This window comes from Kitasatospora purpeofusca (assembly GCF_036010405.1).
GTDB classification, from domain to species: domain Bacteria; phylum Actinomycetota; class Actinomycetes; order Streptomycetales; family Streptomycetaceae; genus Kitasatospora; species Kitasatospora purpeofusca.
The window spans coordinates 3,139,710-3,156,060 of the sequence record NZ_CP108561.1; the positions used below are offsets into that span (position 1 = coordinate 3,139,710).

A 16,351-nucleotide genomic window follows, 5' to 3' on the forward strand; every position below is an offset into this window, starting at 1 on the left:
CGTCACTCCATGGTGTCGAGGATCTCCTTGACCATCTCCATGGTGGTGCCCGGGTGCAGGAAGGCGAAGCGGGCGACCGTCTCGCCGTCCCAGCCGGTGGGGGTGACGAAGCCGATCTGGTCCGCGAGCAGCTGCTGCGACCAGCGGTAGTAGTCGTCGTTGGTCCAGCCGTTGCGCTTGAAGCAGACCGCGGACAGCTGCGGGTCGAACAGCAGCTCCAGGTGCTCGCTGTCGCGGATCAGCTGGGCGGTGTCCCGGGCCAGCGTCAGGCCGGCCTCGATGGCGTCGGTGTACGCCTGGACGCCGTGCACGGCGAGCGAGAACCACAGCGGCAGGCCGCGGGCGCGCCGGGTCAGGTGGTAGGCGTAGTCGGTGGGGTTCCACTCGTCGCCCTCGGTGTGCAGCACGTCCAGGTAGGAGGCGTCCTGGGTGTGCACGGCGCGGGCGAGCTGCGGGTTGCGGTAGATCAGCGCGGCGCAGTCGAAGGGCGCGAACAGCCACTTGTGCGGGTCGACGACGAAGGAGTCGGCGTGCTCGATGCCGTTGTAGCGCTCCCGGACGGAGGGGGCGAACAGGCCCGCGCCGCCGTAGGCGCCGTCCACGTGGAACCACAGCCCGCGCTCGCGGGCGACCTCGGACAGGCCCTGGAGGTCGTCGACGATGCCCTCGTTGGTGGTGCCGCCGGTGCCGACGACGGCGATCACCGTCTCCGGGTTCGGGTCGGCGGCCAGGGCGGCGCGCAGCGCCTCGCCGGTGAACCGGCGGTCGACGGTCGGGACCTTGAACGCCTCGACGCCGATGATGTTGAAGGTGTTCTTGACCGAGGAGTGCACCTGGTCGGCGACGGCGATCCGCAGCCGGGCCTCCGGGCCACTGGGTCGACCCTGCTCGGCGAGCTTGCGGCGGGCCGTGTCCCGGGCGACGACCAGGGCGGAGAGGTTGCCGGCCGAGCCGCCGGACACGAAGGTGCCGCCGGCCGAGTCCGGCATCCCCGCGCGGTCCGCTATCAGCCGCAGCACCTGGTTCTCGGCGGCGATCGCGCCGGCCGCCTCCAGCCAGGAGATGCCCTGCAGCGAGGCGCAGGAGACCACCATGTCGAAGAGCAGCGCGGCCTTGGTGGGGGCGCACGGGATGAAGGACAGGTAGCGCGGGCTGTCGGCGGAGATCACCGCGCGGGAGAGCTCGTGGTCGTAGAGCTTGAGCACGTCGGCCGCGTCGTTGCCGTCCTGGTTGAGCAGGCCGGACAGCTGGGCGCGCAGGTGCTCGCCGTCACCGGGGTGGTCGAGCGGGACGGGGTCGTACTGCAGCCGCTCGCGCATGTAGTCGAAAACCAGGTCGACCAGGTCGCTGTCGGGCCGGTGCATGCGGTCGGGGGCTGCGGACACGGGTGTCCCTCTCGGCTGTGGGGGTCGGGGAGGGTCCGGTGGAACGGGGGGGGTTGGCACCGCACGGCCGGACATGATCAGCGTAGGCAGCCAGGGGCTCTCCCCGCGCGTCGGAACGCGGCCGGTCGGGCAGCTTTCGGGCGTCTTCGGCGGGCCCCGCGCAGGATTCCTGCGCGGGGGGCGAATTGGGCCGAACAGGGAGGTTCCAGCTAGCCGATCAGCTGGGAGAGGACCACCGAGGAGCGGCTGCGCTGGACGCCGGGCTCGCGGCGGATCCGCTCGATGACCGCCTCCAGGTGGCGCATGTCGGCGGCCCGCAGGTGGACCAGCGCGTCCGGATCGCCGGTGACCGTCCAGGCCGCGACCACCTCGGGGAACTGCCGCAGGCTGGCGAGGATCTCCTCGGGGGCGGTCCGTTCGCGGCAGTAGACCTCGACGAAGGCCTCGGTCTGCCAGCCGAGCACCGAGGGGTCGAGCACCACGGTGAAGCCCCGGACCACCCCGCGCGCCCGCAGCCGGTCGATCCGGCGGCGGACGGCGGTGGCGGAGAGGTTCACCTGGAGCCCGATCTCGGCGTACGAGGCGCGACCGTCCCCGGCCAGCCGGGCGAGCAGGAGGCGGTCGGTCTCGTCCAGGGAGGCCCCGACCGTCTCGTTCGCTCGGCTGCTGCTCATCGGTGCGGGGCTCCACGGGTCGTGCGGCGTCGGGATCGGGGCGGGCCCCGCCCGCCGGGGGACGGCGGCGGGCCGCCGAAACGGTTCGGCTCCATTCTGGCGGATGTCAGGAGCGAGTTCACCGCTGACGGATGACAACGGGAGGACGTCCGTCCGTCGGCCGGGCACCGCTCGGCCGGTCGACCGGTCAGCCGGTGAGCAGGACGATCTTGCCCCGGGTCCGCCCCTCGGCACTCAGCGCCTGGGCCGAGGCGGCCTGGGCGAGCGGGAAGGTGGAGGCGACGGTCACGGTCAGCCGCCCCTCGTCGGCGAGCGCGGCCAGCTCGGCCAGCCCGGCCGCGTCCGGGCGGACCCAGACGTACCGGCCGCCGCGGGCCTTCACCCCGAAGTCGGCGACGGAGGCGATCCGCGCCGGGTCGGCGACCAGTCCGGCCGAGACCTCGACGGCGTCGCCGCCGACCAGGTCGAGGGCCGCGTCCACCCCCTCCGGCGCCAGCGCCCGCACCCGCTCGGCCAGCCCCTCGCCGTACCGGACCGGCTCGGCGCCGAGCTCGCGCAGATAGTCGTGGTTGCGCTCGCCGGCGGTGCCGATCACCCGGGCCCCCAGGGCGCGGGCGATCTGGACGGCCAGGTGCCCGACCCCGCCGGCGGCGGCGTGCACCAGGACGGTGTCGCCGGGGCCCACGCCCACCGCCCGCAGCGACTGGAGGGCGGTGAGCCCGGCCAGCGGCAGTCCGCCGGCCTGCGCCCAGTCCAGCGCGGCCGGCTTGCGGGCCAGGGTGCGGACCGGCGCGGCCACCAGCTCGGCATAGGTGCCGTGCTCGACCGTGTCCTTGCGCACATAGCCGTAGACCTCGTCGCCGGGCGCGAACTCGGTGACGCCGCCGCCGACGGCCCGGACCACGCCCGCCGCGTCCCAGCCCATCACCAGCGGGAAGTGCGCGTCGAGCAGGCCGTCGAGCAGCCCGTCCCGCACCTTCCAGTCGACCGGGTTCACCCCGGCCGCCCTGACCTGCACCAGTACCGAGTCCGGTCCGACCTTCGGGTCGGGCAGGTCGGTGTACTCGACCTCTTCGGGGCCGCCGTAGCGGTGGATCGCGATTGCCTTCATGCCACCAGCGAAACCCGGCCGGTCCGGGATCCGGTTCCGGCCACGCCGGACGGACCCGGGAAGGCTCCGAACCGGCGAGCGGTTCTCGTCACATCGACAGGATGGCCATCGTCACTCTGACGCTAACCGGTTATCATAGATTGCGTCAGATAGACGAGAAGGCGCACCGCTCGATCGGCCGCACAGAAGGGCACTCGCCCGTGACCACCACTATCACCGAGACCTACGGCGTCGACCCCACTCCGACGCCGCTCGCTCTGCTGCTGCTCGGCCGCCAGGCCGACCCGAACAGCGAGCGCGGCGTCGAGTGCCCCGGCGACCTCCCCCCGGCCTCCGACCCGAACCTCGTCGAGCGCGCCCGCGCGGCCAAGGCCGCGCTCGGGGACCGCGTCTTCATCCTGGGCCACCACTACCAGCGCGACGAGGTGATCGAGTTCGCCGACGTCACCGGCGACTCCTTCAAGCTCGCCCGGGACGCGGCCGCCCGCCCGGAGGCCGAGTACATCGTCTTCTGCGGCGTGCACTTCATGGCCGAGTCGGCCGACATCCTCACCGGCGACGCCCAGCAGGTCGTCCTGCCTGACCTCGCCGCGGGCTGTTCGATGGCCGACATGGCCACCGCCGAGCAGGTCGCCGAGTGCTGGGACGCGCTGACCGACGCCGGGATAGCCGATGTGACCGTCCCGGTCTCGTACATGAACTCCTCCGCCGACATCAAGGCCTTCACCGGCCGGCACGGCGGCACCATCTGCACCTCCTCCAACGCCCGGCGGGCGCTGGAGTGGGCGTACGAGCAGGGCCAGAAGGTCCTGTTCCTGCCCGACCAGCACCTGGGCCGCAACACCGCGGTGCGGGACATGGGCTTCTCGCTGGACGACTGCGTCGTCTACAACCCGCACAAGCCGAACGGCGGCCTGACCGTCGAGCAGCTGCGGGACGCGAAGATGATCCTCTGGCGCGGCCACTGCTCGGTGCACGGCCGGTTCACCCTCGACTCGGTGAACGACGTGCGCGAGCGGGTCCCCGGCGTCAACGTCCTGGTGCACCCGGAGTGCCGGCACGAGGTCGTCGCGGCCGCCGACATGGTCGGCTCGACCGAGTACATCATCAAGGCGCTGGACGCCGCCGAGCCCGGCTCCAAGTGGGCCATCGGCACCGAGCTCAACCTCGTCCGCCGGCTCGCCAAGGCGCACCCGGACAAGGAGGTCGTCTTCCTCGACCGGGCGGTCTGCTTCTGCTCCACCATGAACCGGATCGACCTCCCGCACCTGGTGTGGGCGCTGGAGTCGCTGGTCGATGGCCGGGTGCCGAACGTGATCAAGGTCGACCCGGAGACCGAGAAGTACGCCAAGGCGGCGCTGGACCGGATGCTGGCCCTGCCGTAACGATTCGCCGGTCCGGGCCTCGGCCGACCGGGCAACGACGCCCACCGGGCAACGACAAAGGGCGGGCCCCCTCCGTGCGGAGGGGGCCCGCCCTCGTGTCTGGCGCGAGACGGCGGCTACTCGGGAATGCCCGGGACGAGACCGTCGCCCTCCGCCCGCAGCATCTCGCGGACGTCCTCGATGGTGGCCTCGGAGTCCGGCAGGATCAGGTCGGACGGCTCCAGCGAGTCGTCCGCCAGTGGAGTGCCGAACTCCCTCACGGCGCCGAGCAGCTCGACGAGCGCCCGGCGGAACTGTTCCTCGTCCCCCGACTCCAGTGCGGTGAGCAGCTCGTCGTCGAGCTCGTTGAGCCGGTTCAGATGGGCCTCGCCCACCTGGAACTGCCCCTCACCCATGACCCGCATGATCATGCCGTGCGTCTCCCTGTTCCTGGGGATGTTCCCGGAGGTGCTCCGGGACGGAGCTCAGGTCGGTTGCCGCTCCGACTACTTGTTGTAGTTGATCCGCGGGCCGTCCTGCTGCTGCGGCGCGGCGTCCTGCGGCCGGCCCTGCTCGATCGCCTGCGGGGCGGCCGGGGATCCCCCGGTCAGCTCGGCCTTCATCCGGGCCAGCTCCAGCTCGACGTCGGAACCGCCGGCCACCCGCTCCAGCTCGGCCTCGATGTCGTCCTTGCGGCCGAGACCGCTGGCGTCGTCGAGCGCGCCGGAGGCCAGCAGCTCGTCGATCGCACCGGCCCGGGCCTGCATCTGCGCGGTCTTGTCCTCGGCCCGCTGGATCGCCAGGCCGACGTCGCCCATCTCCTCCGAGATACCGGAGAAGGACTCGGCGATCCGGGTCTGCGCCTGGGCCGCGGTGTAGGTGGCCTTGATGGTCTCCTTCTTGGTGCGGAAGGCGTCGACCTTGGCCTGCAGCCGCTGGGAGGCCAGCGTGAGCTTCTCCTCCTCGGCCTGGAGCTGCTGGTACTGCACCTCCAGGTCGTTGATCTGGGACTGCATGTTCGCCTTGCGGGTGAGGGCCTCGCGGGCGAGGTCCTCCCGGCCGAGCGAGAGCGCCTTGCGGCCCTGGTCCTCGTACTTCGCCGACTGCTGCTGCAGCTGGGTCAGCTGGAGCTCCAGTCGCTTGCGCGAGGTGGCCACGTCGGCGACGCCACGACGCACCTTCTGCAGCAGCTCGAGCTGCTTCTGGTACGAATAATCGAGCGTCTCACGCGGATCCTCCGCCCGGTCCAAGGCCTTGTTCGCCTTGGAGCGGAAGATCAGCCCCATACGCTTCATGATTCCGTCGCTCATGGGCCTCGGGTGCCCCCTTCTCCGGCCTGCGGTATCAGTCTCTTACCAGACACGACGAGTGTATGTGCAGCGAGCCCGTCGCCGCAGTGCACCTGCCTGCAACAAGCCTGCTACAGGTCGGTCCCGGGAAGCCTCATCCGCGGGGTGGATCCCGCCCTCATTCCACCCGCCGGTCAGCGGAGTGATCCCCTACGGGACTCCCCCCGAACCCGCCCGGGACCCCGACCCGAGTCCCCCCTGGGACCCGTCGCGGCCGGTCCGGGACGCGATCGATACGCGTTCGGTTCCCGGGCGACCCGGAGAAGCGTCGCCGCACCCCGTAGGCTGGTGGTGTGTTCCGACGCCGTTCAGATGAAGCCGCCGCCTCCGCCACCGTGCTGGAGAAGCAGGACGGCAAGACGCAGACCCGCGACCCGCAGGCGAAGAAGGGGCGGCCCACGCCCAAGCGCAGCGAGGCCGAAACCAACCGCCGGACCAGGGTCACCGTGCCCAAGGACCGCAAGGAGGCCTCCCGCCAGGCCCGCGAGCGGATGCGCTCCGAGCGCGAGAAGCAGCGCCAGGCGCTGATGGACGGCGACGAGCGCCACCTGCCGGCCCGTGACAAGGGCCCGGTGCGGAAGTTCACCCGTGACTACGTGGACGCCCGCTGGTCGCTCGCCGAGTTCTTCCTGCCCGCCGCCGTGCTGATCCTGGTGCTCAGCATCGTCAAGGTGCCGGCCCTCCAGCTGCTCTCCACGGTGCTGTTCCTGCTCTTCTTCGTCCTGGTGATCCTGGACTTCGTCCGGCTCGGCTTCGGCCTGCGCAAGCAGCTCGCCGAGCGCTTCGCCGGGCAGAACACCCGCGGCGCGGTCGCGTACGGCCTGATGCGCATCCTGCAGATGCGCCGGCTGCGACTGCCCAAGCCGCAGGTGCGGCGCGGGGAGAAGCCCTGACCGCCGAACCGGTGGACTCCGGCTGGGCCCCTCCCCTGTGGGACGGGCCCGGCCTCTACGCGCTCCCCGGCCAGGGGGGCGGCGGCCACGACCGGCTCGCCCACGACCGGCCGGCCCAGGAGCGTGACGGGTACGAGCGGCACGGCCACGAGCGGCGGCTGCCCTCGCGCAGCGGCTCCTTCGCCGGCGGCACCGGCCCCGCGCCGGGGCGCTCCGGCACCCTGCGCAACCTCGTCCGGCAGGAGATGGTCGCCCGGCAGCTCGCCGAGCAGCTCACCGGACGCACCGCCCAGCGGGTGCTGGACATCGGCTGCGGCCAGGGCACCCAGGCCCTGCGGCTCGCCCGGGCCGGCCACTACGTCACCGGCATCGACTCCGACCCGACCGCGCTCGGCGCCGCCCAGGAGACGCTGGCCGAGGAGTCCGACGCCGTCCGCGAGCGGATCCAGCTGCTGATCGGCGACGGGCACCAGTGCGGGCGCTGGTTCGGGGCGCGCAGCTTCGACGTCGTGCTCTGCCACGGCGTGCTGATGTACCTGCCGGACCCCGATCCGATGATCGCCTCGCTGGCCCGGCTGCTCGCCCCGGGCGGGCTGCTCTCACTGGTGGTCCGCAACCGCGACGCGCTCGCCCTGCGGCCCGCCGCCGCCGGCGACTGGCGCGCCGCCCTGGAGGCCTTCGAGAGCGATCGGTACTACAACCGGCTCGGTCTGGCGGCCCGCGCCGACCGGATCGGCGACCTCGCCGTCACCCTCTCCGAGGTGTCCGTGCCGCTGCGGCACTGGTACGGCGTCCGGGTCCTCACCGAGAGCACCCCCGACGACGCGCCGCCCGTGGACGGCCGGCAGCTCGCCCAGCTGCTGGAGGCCGAGGAGCGGGCCGGCCGCACCGACCCGTACCGGCAGGTCGCCGCGCTGCTGCACGTCGTCGGGATGAAGTAGCCCCGGCGGGCAGCGGGGGCACGCCGGGGGAAGGCCGCCCGCGCACCGGCGAGCGGCCCCCGACCGGGCCGGATCAGCCCTCGTGCAGGCTCATCGTGTAGATCTCGCGGTCGTCGTCCAGCAGGACGGCACGGTCCACGCCGTCCTCGGCCAACTGCTTCCAGTTCTCCCCGATCCAGCTCTCCGCGTCCCCCTGGCCGGAGAACTCCTCCGCCTGCCCGCTGCCAGGGGCCACCGCGGTGCCGTCCGCCTTCTCGTACCGCCACGTCCAGACCATGCCCGGCTCCTCCCGCCGACGACCAGCGATGTGCTGTGCTGCGCACCCTAGGTCCTCTCTTTCGGATCACGCCATGCGCGACCCGGAGGAGAGGACCTGCCCTCAGGTTGCCCGGCCGGATCTTCGGTATGCGCCGTGGGCGAGGATGGGCGCATGACACCTGACGCACCGCTCCCCCGCACCCTGCTCCTCGGCGGCGCGCGGTCCGGCAAGTCGACCCGGGCCGAACAGCTGCTGGCCCGGTACGAGGACGTGCTGTACGTGGCCACCGGCGGCACCCGGGACGGCGACGAGGAGTGGGCGCAGCGGGTCGCCCTGCACCGGGACCGGCGCCCGGCGAGCTGGCGCACCGCCGAGACCTGCGGGCTGGAGGCCGTCCTGGCCGACACCGCCGACCCGGCGCCGGTGCTGATCGACTGCCTGGCGCTGTGGCTCACCTCGGTGATGGACGAGTGCGGCGCCTGGGACGACGCGGTCTGGGCGGACGGCGGCGAGGCCGAGGTGCGGCGGCGCTGCACGGCGCTGGCGGCCGCCTGGGCGGGGACCGGGCGGCGGGTCGTGGCGGTCAGCAACGAGGTCGGCATGGGCGTCGTCCCGGCCACCCCGGCCGGCCGCCGGTTCCGCGACACCCTGGGCCGGCTCAACATGATGGTGGCCGACGCCTCCGAGCGTGTGCTGCTGGTGGTGGCGGGGCAGGTTCTCACGGTCAAGCCCGCCGTCGGCTGAAGACGTACGGCGTGTAGCCTTCCGGACGATGGACACGACCGTGGATCTCGATACGTTCTCCTCGCTCGTCGAGCGCCCCGACGAGAGCGCCCGGCGCGCCGCCGAGGAGCGGTGGCAGGAGCTGAACCGGCCGCCGGGCGGCCTCGGCAAGCTGGAGGAGCTGGGCGCCTGGCTGTCCTCCGTGCAGGGGCGCTCCCCCGTGCGGCCGCTGTCGGCGCCCAAGGTGGTGCTGTTCGCCGCCGACCACGGGGTGGCCCGGGTCGGGGTCTCCCGGCTGCCCGCCGGGGGCGGCACGGCCGCGCGCGTGCGGGCCGTGCTCGACGGCACCGCGCCGGTGGCGCTGCTCGCCCGGCGCTTCGGCGCCGAGGTGCGGGTGGTGGACGTCGCGGTCGACGCCGCGGCCTCGGACTTCCCCGACGAGGTGACGGCGCACCGGGTGCGGCGCGGCTCCGGGCGGATCGACGTCGAGGACGCGCTGACCCCCGAGGAGACCACGAAGGCGTTCCGGGCCGGGATGGCCGTCGCCGACGAGGAGGCCGACGCCGGGACCGACCTGGTGGTGCTGGGCGACCTCGGGGTCGGCTCGACCACGGTGGCGGCGGTCCTGGTCGGCGCGCTCTGCGGGACGGACGCGGCGGCGGTCACCGGGCGCGGCTCGGGCATCGACGACCGGGTGTGGATGGTCAAGTGCGCGACCGTGCGCGACTCGCTGCGGCGGGCCCGGCCGGTGCTGGGCGACCAGCTGGCGCTGCTCGGGGCCACCGGCGGCGCGGACTTCGCGGCGATCACCGGATTCCTGCTGCAGGCCGCGGTGCGCAAGCTCCCGGTGGTGCTGGACGGCGTCGTCTCGGCGGCCTGCGCGCTGGTCGCGCAGCGGATCGCGTTCCGGGCGCCGGAGTGGTGGCGGGCCGGGCAGACCAGCGGCGAGCCCGCCCAGGCCAAGGCCTACGACCGGCTGACCCTGACGCCGCTGCAGGAGCAGGGGATCACCATGGGCGAGGGTGTCGGCGCGCTGATGGCGCTGCCGCTGCTCCAGGCCGCGGCGGACACGCTGGCCGACGAGCCGCCGACGGCGTACGTGCCGGCGGCGCCGAAGGAGCCGGCGCGGCTGCCGACGGCCGCGGAGCTGCTGGGCAAGCTGTAGGGCCGGGGCCCGGGATCCGTCGATCGTCGACGGGTCCCGGGCCCCTGCTCTTGGCACGCGCGCTTCCGGCACCCGGCCGGGTGCCGGACGGGAGTGGGTGGTCGACGGTGCGGGACGGGCTGCGGGACGGACTGAGGGACGGGCTGCGGTTCGCGTTCGGGACTCTGTCGGTGCTGCCGGTGCGGGTCGACCGGTGGGACCGGGCGTCCGGAGGGCGGGCGATGCTGGTCGCGCCGCTGGTCGGGGTGGTGCTCGGGGTGCTCGCCGGGGCGGCGGGGGCACTGGTCGCCTGGCGCGCGGGCGCACCGCTCGGGGCGGTCGCGGCCGTCGCCGTGCCGGCGGTGCTCACCCGGGGACTCCATCTGGACGGCCTGGCGGACGTCGCGGACGGCCTGGGCAGCGGGAAGCCCGCCGAGGACGCGCTGCGGATCATGAAGCAGTCGGACATCGGCCCGTTCGGCGTGCTGACCCTCGTCCTGGTCCTGCTCGCGCAGGTGGCGGCGCTGGCCGGGCAGTTCGCGCATTCCCCGCTGCGGGGCGCGCTCGCGGTGCTCACGGCGGCGGTGGCCGGGCGCTGCGCGCTCGCCTGGGGCTGTCTGCGCACGGTCCCGGCGGCCCGGCCGGGCGGGCTGGGCGCCATGGTGGCGAGCACCGTGACACCGGGTCAGGCACTCGCCTCGACCGGTGCCGCGGCGGCCCTGCTCGGACTTGCCGGTCTGCTCGACGGATGGTCAGCCCTGGTACTGCCACTGGCCGTTGTGATCGGCACCGCCGCCGCCGGCCCCCTGCTGCTGCGGTGCGTGCGGCGGTTCGGCGGGATCACCGGGGACGTGCTCGGCGCGACGGTGGAGACCGCCGCGACGGGTGCGCTGCTGGCCCTGGCGCTGCTGCCCCGCTGAGGGCGCCGGAGCCCGGGTGGTGAAAGGCGATGGACCGGGCGGCGCGTGATCCCACCATGCGGACTACCATGCGGGGAGCACCGCAGCCCTGCACCGTCGCAGGTCCTGCCCGTCCGGCGCCCGTCGCGGCGCCGGGGCCTCTGGTGTGCGCGACCGCCGCGACGGTGGGCGCGCGCAGCCAGGGGCCCCGGGTCCGACACCGCCGGGCGGTCGGCCTGGCCGACGGTTCCGGGCTGCGCCGGTGCGGCACTCGCGCCGCGACCGGTCGTGGACCGCGAAAGAACAGGACGCATTACGTGACTGCATTGTCTGTGAGCACCTCCGCCGCCGCCTCGCTGCGCGCGGACGCCCTGGTGATCGGCGTGGCGAAGGGCTCCAAGGGCATCGTGCTGGCCCCGGGCGCCGAGGCCGTGGCCGAGGCGTTCGAGGGCAAGCTGGCCGAGGTTCTCGCCACCCTGGGCGCGACCGGCGCCGAGGGCGACGCCGTGAAGGTGCCCGCCCCGGCCGGTCTGAAGGCCGCGCTCGTGCTCGCGGTCGGCCTCGGCGACGCCGTCGAGGGCGGGTACGGCCTGGAGGCGCTGCGCCGCGCCGCCGGTGTCGCCGCCCGCACCCTGGCCGGCAGCAAGAAGGTCGCGCTGGCCCTGCCGGCCGAGTCCGGCGAGGAGGTCGAGGCGGTCGCGCTGGGCGCGCTGCTCGGCACCTACGCGTACGGCACCTACAAGAGCAACGGCAACGGCGGCAAGGAGCCGGTCGGCGAGCTGCTGGTGCTCTCGACCCGCAAGGGCAGCAAGGACGCCAAGGCCGCGGTCGAGCGCGCTGTCGCCATCGGCGAGGAGATGAACCGCGCCCGCGACCTGATCAACGCCGCGCCGAACGACCTGAACCCGAAGTCCTTCGCCGCGATCGCCCAGGCCGCCGGCAAGGAGCACGGCCTCAAGGTCGAGGTGCTGGACGAGAAGGCCCTGCTCAAGGGCGGCTTCGGCGGCCTGCTGGGCGTCGGCAACGGCTCGGCCAACCCGCCGCGGCTGGTGAAGGTGGCCTACACCCACCCGAAGGCGAAGGCCACCCTGGCGTTCGTCGGCAAGGGCATCACCTACGACTCGGGCGGCATCTCGCTGAAGCCGGCCGGCCACAACGAGACCATGAAGTGCGACATGGCCGGTGCCGCCGCGGTGTTCGCCGCCGTCGTCGCCGCCAAGCGCCTCGGCCTCCAGGTCAACGTCACCGCGTGGCTGGCGCTGGCCGAGAACATGCCGTCCGGCACGGCCACCCGCCCGGGCGACGTGCTGCGGATGTACGGCGGCAAGACCGTCGAGGTGCTGAACACCGACGCCGAGGGCCGTCTGGTGCTGGCCGACGCCATCGTGCGGGCCGGCGAGGAGAACCCGGACGTCATCGTCGACGTGGCGACCCTGACCGGCGCGATGATCCTGGCGCTGGGCAACCGCACCTTCGGTGTGATGGCCAACAACGACGAGCTGCGCGCCGACCTGCACGCGGTCGCCGGCGAGGTGGGCGAGCAGTCCTGGCCGATGCCGCTGCCGGCCGAGCTCCGCAAGGGCATGACCGAGTCGACCATCGCCGACCTGGCCAACATGGGCGACCGGATGGGCGGCGGCCTGGTGGCCGGCCTGTTCCTGAAGGAGTTCGTGGCCGAGGGCATCGACTGGGCGCACCTGGACATCGCCGGCCCGGCGTTCCACGAGGCCGCGCCGTTCGGCTACACCCCGAAGGGCGGCACCGCGTCGGCGGTCCGCACCCTGGTCCGCTTCGCCGAGCAGAAGGCCGCCGGCGGCAAGGGCTGACGGACGGTACGACCGAGGACGGGGCCCGGCGCGCACGCGCCGGGCCCCGTCCGGCTTCCACCCCGGGTTACCTGCGGGTAGGGGACGCGGGCGCGCGCCGCACCCGTGTTCGCTGCGGGCGAAACTTTGTTCCACAGTGCGGAACCGCTGGCCGCGAGGGTCCCGGGAAACCGTCTCCCACCCCCTGTCAACCCCGCCCTGAGCTGCGACGATGCCCCTCCGTCCGGGGTAATCCCACCCCTGCGACCACCGCTCGGGACACCCCTGGGGCGGACCCGGACATCAGCCGCCGCGAACAAGTGCGAAGATGTATTTCCGGCACGACTGGGCGCCCCACAAGGGCTTCCGACCCACCGGACCGCGACCGGCCCGGCGATCCACATCCCATTGCATGGAGGACGTGACGTGGCGAACGACGCCAGCACCGTTTTCGACGTAGTCATTCTCGGAGGCGGAAGCGGCGGTTACGCCGCGGCGCTCCGCGGCGCCCAGCTGGGCCTGAGCGTCGCCCTGGTCGAGAAGGGCGAGCTCGGCGGCACCTGCCTGCACCGCGGCTGCATCCCGACCAAGGCGCTGCTGCACGCGGCCGAGATCGCCGACGAGACGAAGGAGGCCGCCGAGTTCGGCGTGCTGGCCACCTTCCAGGGCATCGACATCAACGGCGTCCACAAGTACAAGGACGACGTCGTCGCCGGCCTGTACAAGGGCCTCCAGGGCCTGGTGGCGTCCCGCAAGGTGACCTTCATCCAGGGTGAGGGCAAGCTCTCCTCGCAGACCTCGGTGGACGTCAACGGCCAGCGCATCGAGGGCCGCCACATCCTCCTGGCCACCGGCTCCGTGCCGCGCTCGATCCCGGGCCTGGAGATCGACGGCAACCGCGTCATCTCCTCGGACCACGCCCTCAAGCTCGACCGCATCCCGCAGTCGGCCGTCATCCTCGGCGGCGGCGTGATCGGTGTCGAGTTCGCCTCCGTCTGGAAGTCGTTCGGCGTCGACGTCACCATCGTCGAGGCCCTGCCGCACCTGGTCCCGCTGGAGGACGAGAACTCCTCCAAGCTGCTGGAGCGCGCCTTCCGCAAGCGTGGCATCAAGTTCGAGCTCAAGGCCCGCTTCTCCGGCGTCGAGTACACCGAGACCGGTGTGCGCGTCTCCACCGAGAACGGCAAGCAGATCGACGCCGACCTGCTGCTCGTCGCCATCGGCCGCGGCCCGGTCTCGGCCGGCCTCGGCTACGAGGAGAACGGCGTCGCGATGGACCGCGGCTACGTCCTCGTCGACGAGTACATGCGCACCAACGTGCCCACCATCTCGGCCGTCGGCGACCTCGCCCCGACCCTGCAGCTGGCCCACGTCGGCTTCGCCGAGGGCATCCTCGTCGCCGAGCGCCTGGCCGGCCTCAAGCCGGTGCCGATCGACTACGACGGCGTCCCGCGCGTGACCTACTCCAACCCCGAGGTTGCCTCCGTCGGCATCTCCGAGGCCAAGGCCGTCGAGCTGTACGGCAAGGAGAAGGTCGTCACCGTCAAGTACAACCTGGCCGGCAACGGCAAGAGCAAGATCCTGAAGACCGCCGGCGAGATCAAGCTCGTCCAGGTCAAGGACGGCGCCGTGGTCGGCGTCCACATGGTCGGCGCCCGCATGGGCGAGCAGGTCGGAGAGGCCCAGCTGATCTACAACTGGGAGGCTCTCCCGGCCGAGGTCGCGCAGCTCATCCACGCGCACCCGACCCAGTCCGAGGCCCTGGGCGAGGCGCACCTGGCGCTGGCCGGCAAGCCGCTGCACGCGCACGACTGATCGCGCCCCCACACCCCCCATCTTCCAGTTCGCAAGACTTGAATAGGAGTCGCTGAAACCATGGCGGTCTCAGTAACACTGCCCGCGCTGGGCGAGAGCGTTTCCGAGGGCACCGTCACCCGTTGGCTGAAGGCCGAGGGTGAGCGCGTGGAGGTCGACGAGCCGCTGCTCGAGGTCTCGACCGACAAGGTCGACACCGAGATCCCGGCCCCGGCCTCCGGCATTCTGGCCTCGATCAAGGTCGCCGAGGACGAGACCGTCGAGGTCGGCGCCGAGCTGGCGATCATCGACGACGGCTCGGGCGCGCCGGTCGCCGCCGCGGCTCCGGCCGCCGCTGCCCCGGCCCCGGTCGCGGAGGCCCCGGTCGCCGCTCCGGCTCCGGTCGCCGCCCCGGCCCCCGTTGCCGCCCCGGCTCCGGCCCCGGTCGCCGCCGCTCCGGCCGCCCCGGCCGCCGACGCCACCCCGGTGCTGCTGCCGGCCCTGGGCGAGTCGGTCACCGAGGGCACCGTCACCCGCTGGCTGAAGGCCGAGGGTGACACGGTCGAGATCGACGAGCCGCTGCTCGAGGTCTCCACCGACAAGGTCGACACCGAGATCCCGTCGCCGGTCGCCGGCACCCTGGTGAAGATCCTGGTCGCCGAGGACGACACCGCCGAGGTCGGCGCCCAGCTCGCGCTGATCGGTGCCGCGGGCGCCGTCGCCGCCGCTCCGGCTCCGGTTGCCGCTCCGGCTCCGGTCGCTGCTCCGGTTGCCGCTCCGGCTCCCGTTGCCGCCCCGGCCCCGGTTGCCCCGGTCGCAGCTCCGGCTCCGGTCGCCCCGGCCGCCCCGGCCCCGGTTGCCGCCCCGGCCCCGGTTGCCCCGGTCGCCGCCCCGGCCCCGGCCGCCCCGGTGGCCGACGCCGGTGACGCCTACGTCACCCCGCTGGTGCGCAAGCTCGCCGCCGAGCACGGCGTCGCGCTGACCGCTGTCACCGGCACCGGTGTCGGCGGCCGCATCCGCAAGCAGGACGTCCTGGCCGCCGCCGAGGCCGCCAAGGCCGCGCCGGCCCCGGTCGCCGCTGCCCCGGTCGCGGCCGCCGCCGCGCCGAAGGCCGCTGCCGCCCCGTCGGCCCTGCGCGGCCAGACGGTCAAGATGACCCGCATGCGCAAGGTCATCGGCGACAACATGCTGAAGGCCCTGCACGAGCAGGCGCAGCTCACCAGCGTGGTCGAGGTGGACGTCACCCGGATCATGTCGCTGCGCGCCAAGGCCAAGGACTCCTTCCTCGCGCGCGAGGGCGTGAAGCTGTCCCCGATGCCGTTCTTCGTCAAGGCCGCGGCCCAGGCGCTGAAGACCAACGCGGTCGTCAACGCCCGGATCAACGACGCCGAGGGCACCATCACCTACTTCGACACCGAGAACATCGGTATCGCGGTGGACTCGGAGAAGGGTCTGATGACCCCGGTCATCAAGGGTGCGGGCGACCTCAACATCGCCGGCATCTCGAAGAAGACCGCCGAGCTGGCCGGCAAGGTGCGCAACAACAAGATCACCCCGGACGAGCTGTCCGGCGCCACCTTCACCATCAGCAACACCGGCTCGCGCGGCGCGCTGTTCGACACCGTCATCGTGCCGCCGAACCAGGCCGCCATCCTGGGCATCGGCGCGACGGTCAAGCGCCCGGTCGTCATCGAGGCCGACGGCGGCACCGCCATCGGCATCCGTGACATGACCTACCTGTCGCTCTCCTACGACCACCGCCTGGTGGACGGCGCCGACGCCGCCCGCTACCTGGTGGCGGTCAAGGAGATCCTGGAGGCCGGCGAGTTCGAGGTCGAGCTCGGCCTGTAAGGCTCCGCCCGAGGGTCCCCCTCCGGCAGCACCGGAACCCCGCGTCGTCCCCGGACGGCGCGGGGTTCCGCGCGTCCGGGGCGGTTCCGCGCCCGGGGCCGGGACTCCGCGCGCCCGGGCCGGGGCGGCGTCGAAGGGCGGCGGACGGCGGGCATCTTC

Annotated in this window: 15 protein-coding genes; 9 read left to right on the top strand and 6 right to left on the bottom strand. The window is 73.3% G+C overall.

The genetic code is table 11. The features are described from left to right. Positions 1-2 precede the first annotated feature (2 nt). The 3 genes from OG715_RS13570 to OG715_RS13580 all read right to left on the bottom strand — a co-directional run bounded on the left by OG715_RS13570 (position 3) and on the right by OG715_RS13580 (position 3,170). Positions 3-1,385: a pyridoxal phosphate-dependent decarboxylase family protein gene (locus tag OG715_RS13570; protein WP_266268954.1), complete on the bottom strand. Its 1,383-nt coding sequence runs from the start codon at positions 1,383-1,385 to the stop codon at positions 3-5. Between the two features lie 209 nt (positions 1,386-1,594). Next, positions 1,595-2,059 (bottom strand): Lrp/AsnC family transcriptional regulator, encoded by a 465-nt coding sequence (locus OG715_RS13575; protein ID WP_266268955.1) that lies wholly within the window; start codon positions 2,057-2,059, stop codon positions 1,595-1,597. A gap of 187 nt (positions 2,060-2,246) precedes the next feature. After that, on the bottom strand, positions 2,247-3,170 hold the full coding sequence (locus tag OG715_RS13580) for an NADP-dependent oxidoreductase (protein ID WP_266268956.1): 924 nt from the start codon (positions 3,168-3,170) through the stop codon (positions 2,247-2,249). Between the two features lie 200 nt (positions 3,171-3,370). Here OG715_RS13580 and nadA point away from each other — a divergent pair, with 200 nt between their 5' ends. Further along, the gene (gene nadA / locus OG715_RS13585) at positions 3,371-4,555 is read left to right on the top strand and encodes a quinolinate synthase NadA (protein ID WP_407660976.1); all 1,185 of its coding nucleotides are present in this window, start codon (positions 3,371-3,373) and stop codon (positions 4,553-4,555) included. Between the two features lie 116 nt (positions 4,556-4,671). Here the strand turns inward: nadA and pspAA are convergent, their stop codons facing one another. Continuing rightward, on the bottom strand, positions 4,672-4,965 hold the full coding sequence (pspAA, locus tag OG715_RS13590) for a PspA-associated protein PspAA (RefSeq protein ID WP_266268957.1): 294 nt from the start codon (positions 4,963-4,965) through the stop codon (positions 4,672-4,674). A 75-nt stretch (positions 4,966-5,040) separates the two neighbouring features. After that, a complete protein-coding gene (locus OG715_RS13595) occupies positions 5,041-5,844 on the bottom strand; it encodes a PspA/IM30 family protein (RefSeq protein WP_078879583.1) in 804 nt (267 codons plus the stop codon). Positions 5,845-6,218: 374 nt separating this feature from the next. Here OG715_RS13595 and OG715_RS13600 point away from each other — a divergent pair, with 374 nt between their 5' ends. Continuing rightward, positions 6,219-6,776: a DUF3043 domain-containing protein gene (locus OG715_RS13600; RefSeq protein WP_045938270.1), complete on the top strand. Its 558-nt coding sequence runs from the start codon at positions 6,219-6,221 to the stop codon at positions 6,774-6,776. A 245-nt stretch (positions 6,777-7,021) separates the two neighbouring features. Beyond that, positions 7,022-7,717 carry a class I SAM-dependent methyltransferase gene (locus OG715_RS13605; protein WP_266271668.1) on the top strand — a complete coding sequence of 232 codons (696 nt, stop codon included), beginning with the start codon at positions 7,022-7,024 and terminating at the stop codon, positions 7,715-7,717. Positions 7,718-7,790: 73 nt separating this feature from the next. Here OG715_RS13605 and OG715_RS13610 read toward each other — a convergent pair whose 3' ends face one another. After that, a complete protein-coding gene (locus OG715_RS13610) occupies positions 7,791-7,994 on the bottom strand; it encodes a hypothetical protein (protein WP_266268958.1) in 204 nt (67 codons plus the stop codon). A 153-nt stretch (positions 7,995-8,147) separates the two neighbouring features. Between OG715_RS13610 and cobU the strand changes: the two genes are divergently transcribed. The 6 genes from cobU (at position 8,148) to sucB (ending at position 16,192) form a co-directional block, all read left to right on the top strand. After that, positions 8,148-8,720: a bifunctional adenosylcobinamide kinase/adenosylcobinamide-phosphate guanylyltransferase gene (gene cobU, locus OG715_RS13615; RefSeq protein ID WP_266268959.1), complete on the top strand. Its 573-nt coding sequence runs from the start codon at positions 8,148-8,150 to the stop codon at positions 8,718-8,720. Between the two features lie 28 nt (positions 8,721-8,748). Then, a complete protein-coding gene (locus tag OG715_RS13620) occupies positions 8,749-9,864 on the top strand; it encodes a nicotinate-nucleotide--dimethylbenzimidazole phosphoribosyltransferase (RefSeq protein ID WP_266268960.1) in 1,116 nt (371 codons plus the stop codon). A 107-nt stretch (positions 9,865-9,971) separates the two neighbouring features. Beyond that, positions 9,972-10,763, top strand: a complete 792-nt coding sequence (locus OG715_RS13625) for an adenosylcobinamide-GDP ribazoletransferase (protein WP_266268961.1) — start codon at positions 9,972-9,974, stop codon at positions 10,761-10,763. Positions 10,764-11,059: 296 nt separating this feature from the next. Next, positions 11,060-12,568 carry a leucyl aminopeptidase gene (locus tag OG715_RS13630; protein ID WP_266268962.1) on the top strand — a complete coding sequence of 503 codons (1,509 nt, stop codon included), beginning with the start codon at positions 11,060-11,062 and terminating at the stop codon, positions 12,566-12,568. A gap of 387 nt (positions 12,569-12,955) precedes the next feature. Further along, positions 12,956-14,362, top strand: coding sequence for a dihydrolipoyl dehydrogenase (lpdA, locus tag OG715_RS13635; protein WP_094745444.1), 1,407 nt, complete (start codon positions 12,956-12,958; stop codon positions 14,360-14,362). Between the two features lie 60 nt (positions 14,363-14,422). Continuing rightward, a complete protein-coding gene (gene sucB, locus OG715_RS13640) occupies positions 14,423-16,192 on the top strand; it encodes a 2-oxoglutarate dehydrogenase, E2 component, dihydrolipoamide succinyltransferase (RefSeq protein ID WP_266268963.1) in 1,770 nt (589 codons plus the stop codon). Positions 16,193-16,351: the final 159 nt, after the last annotated feature.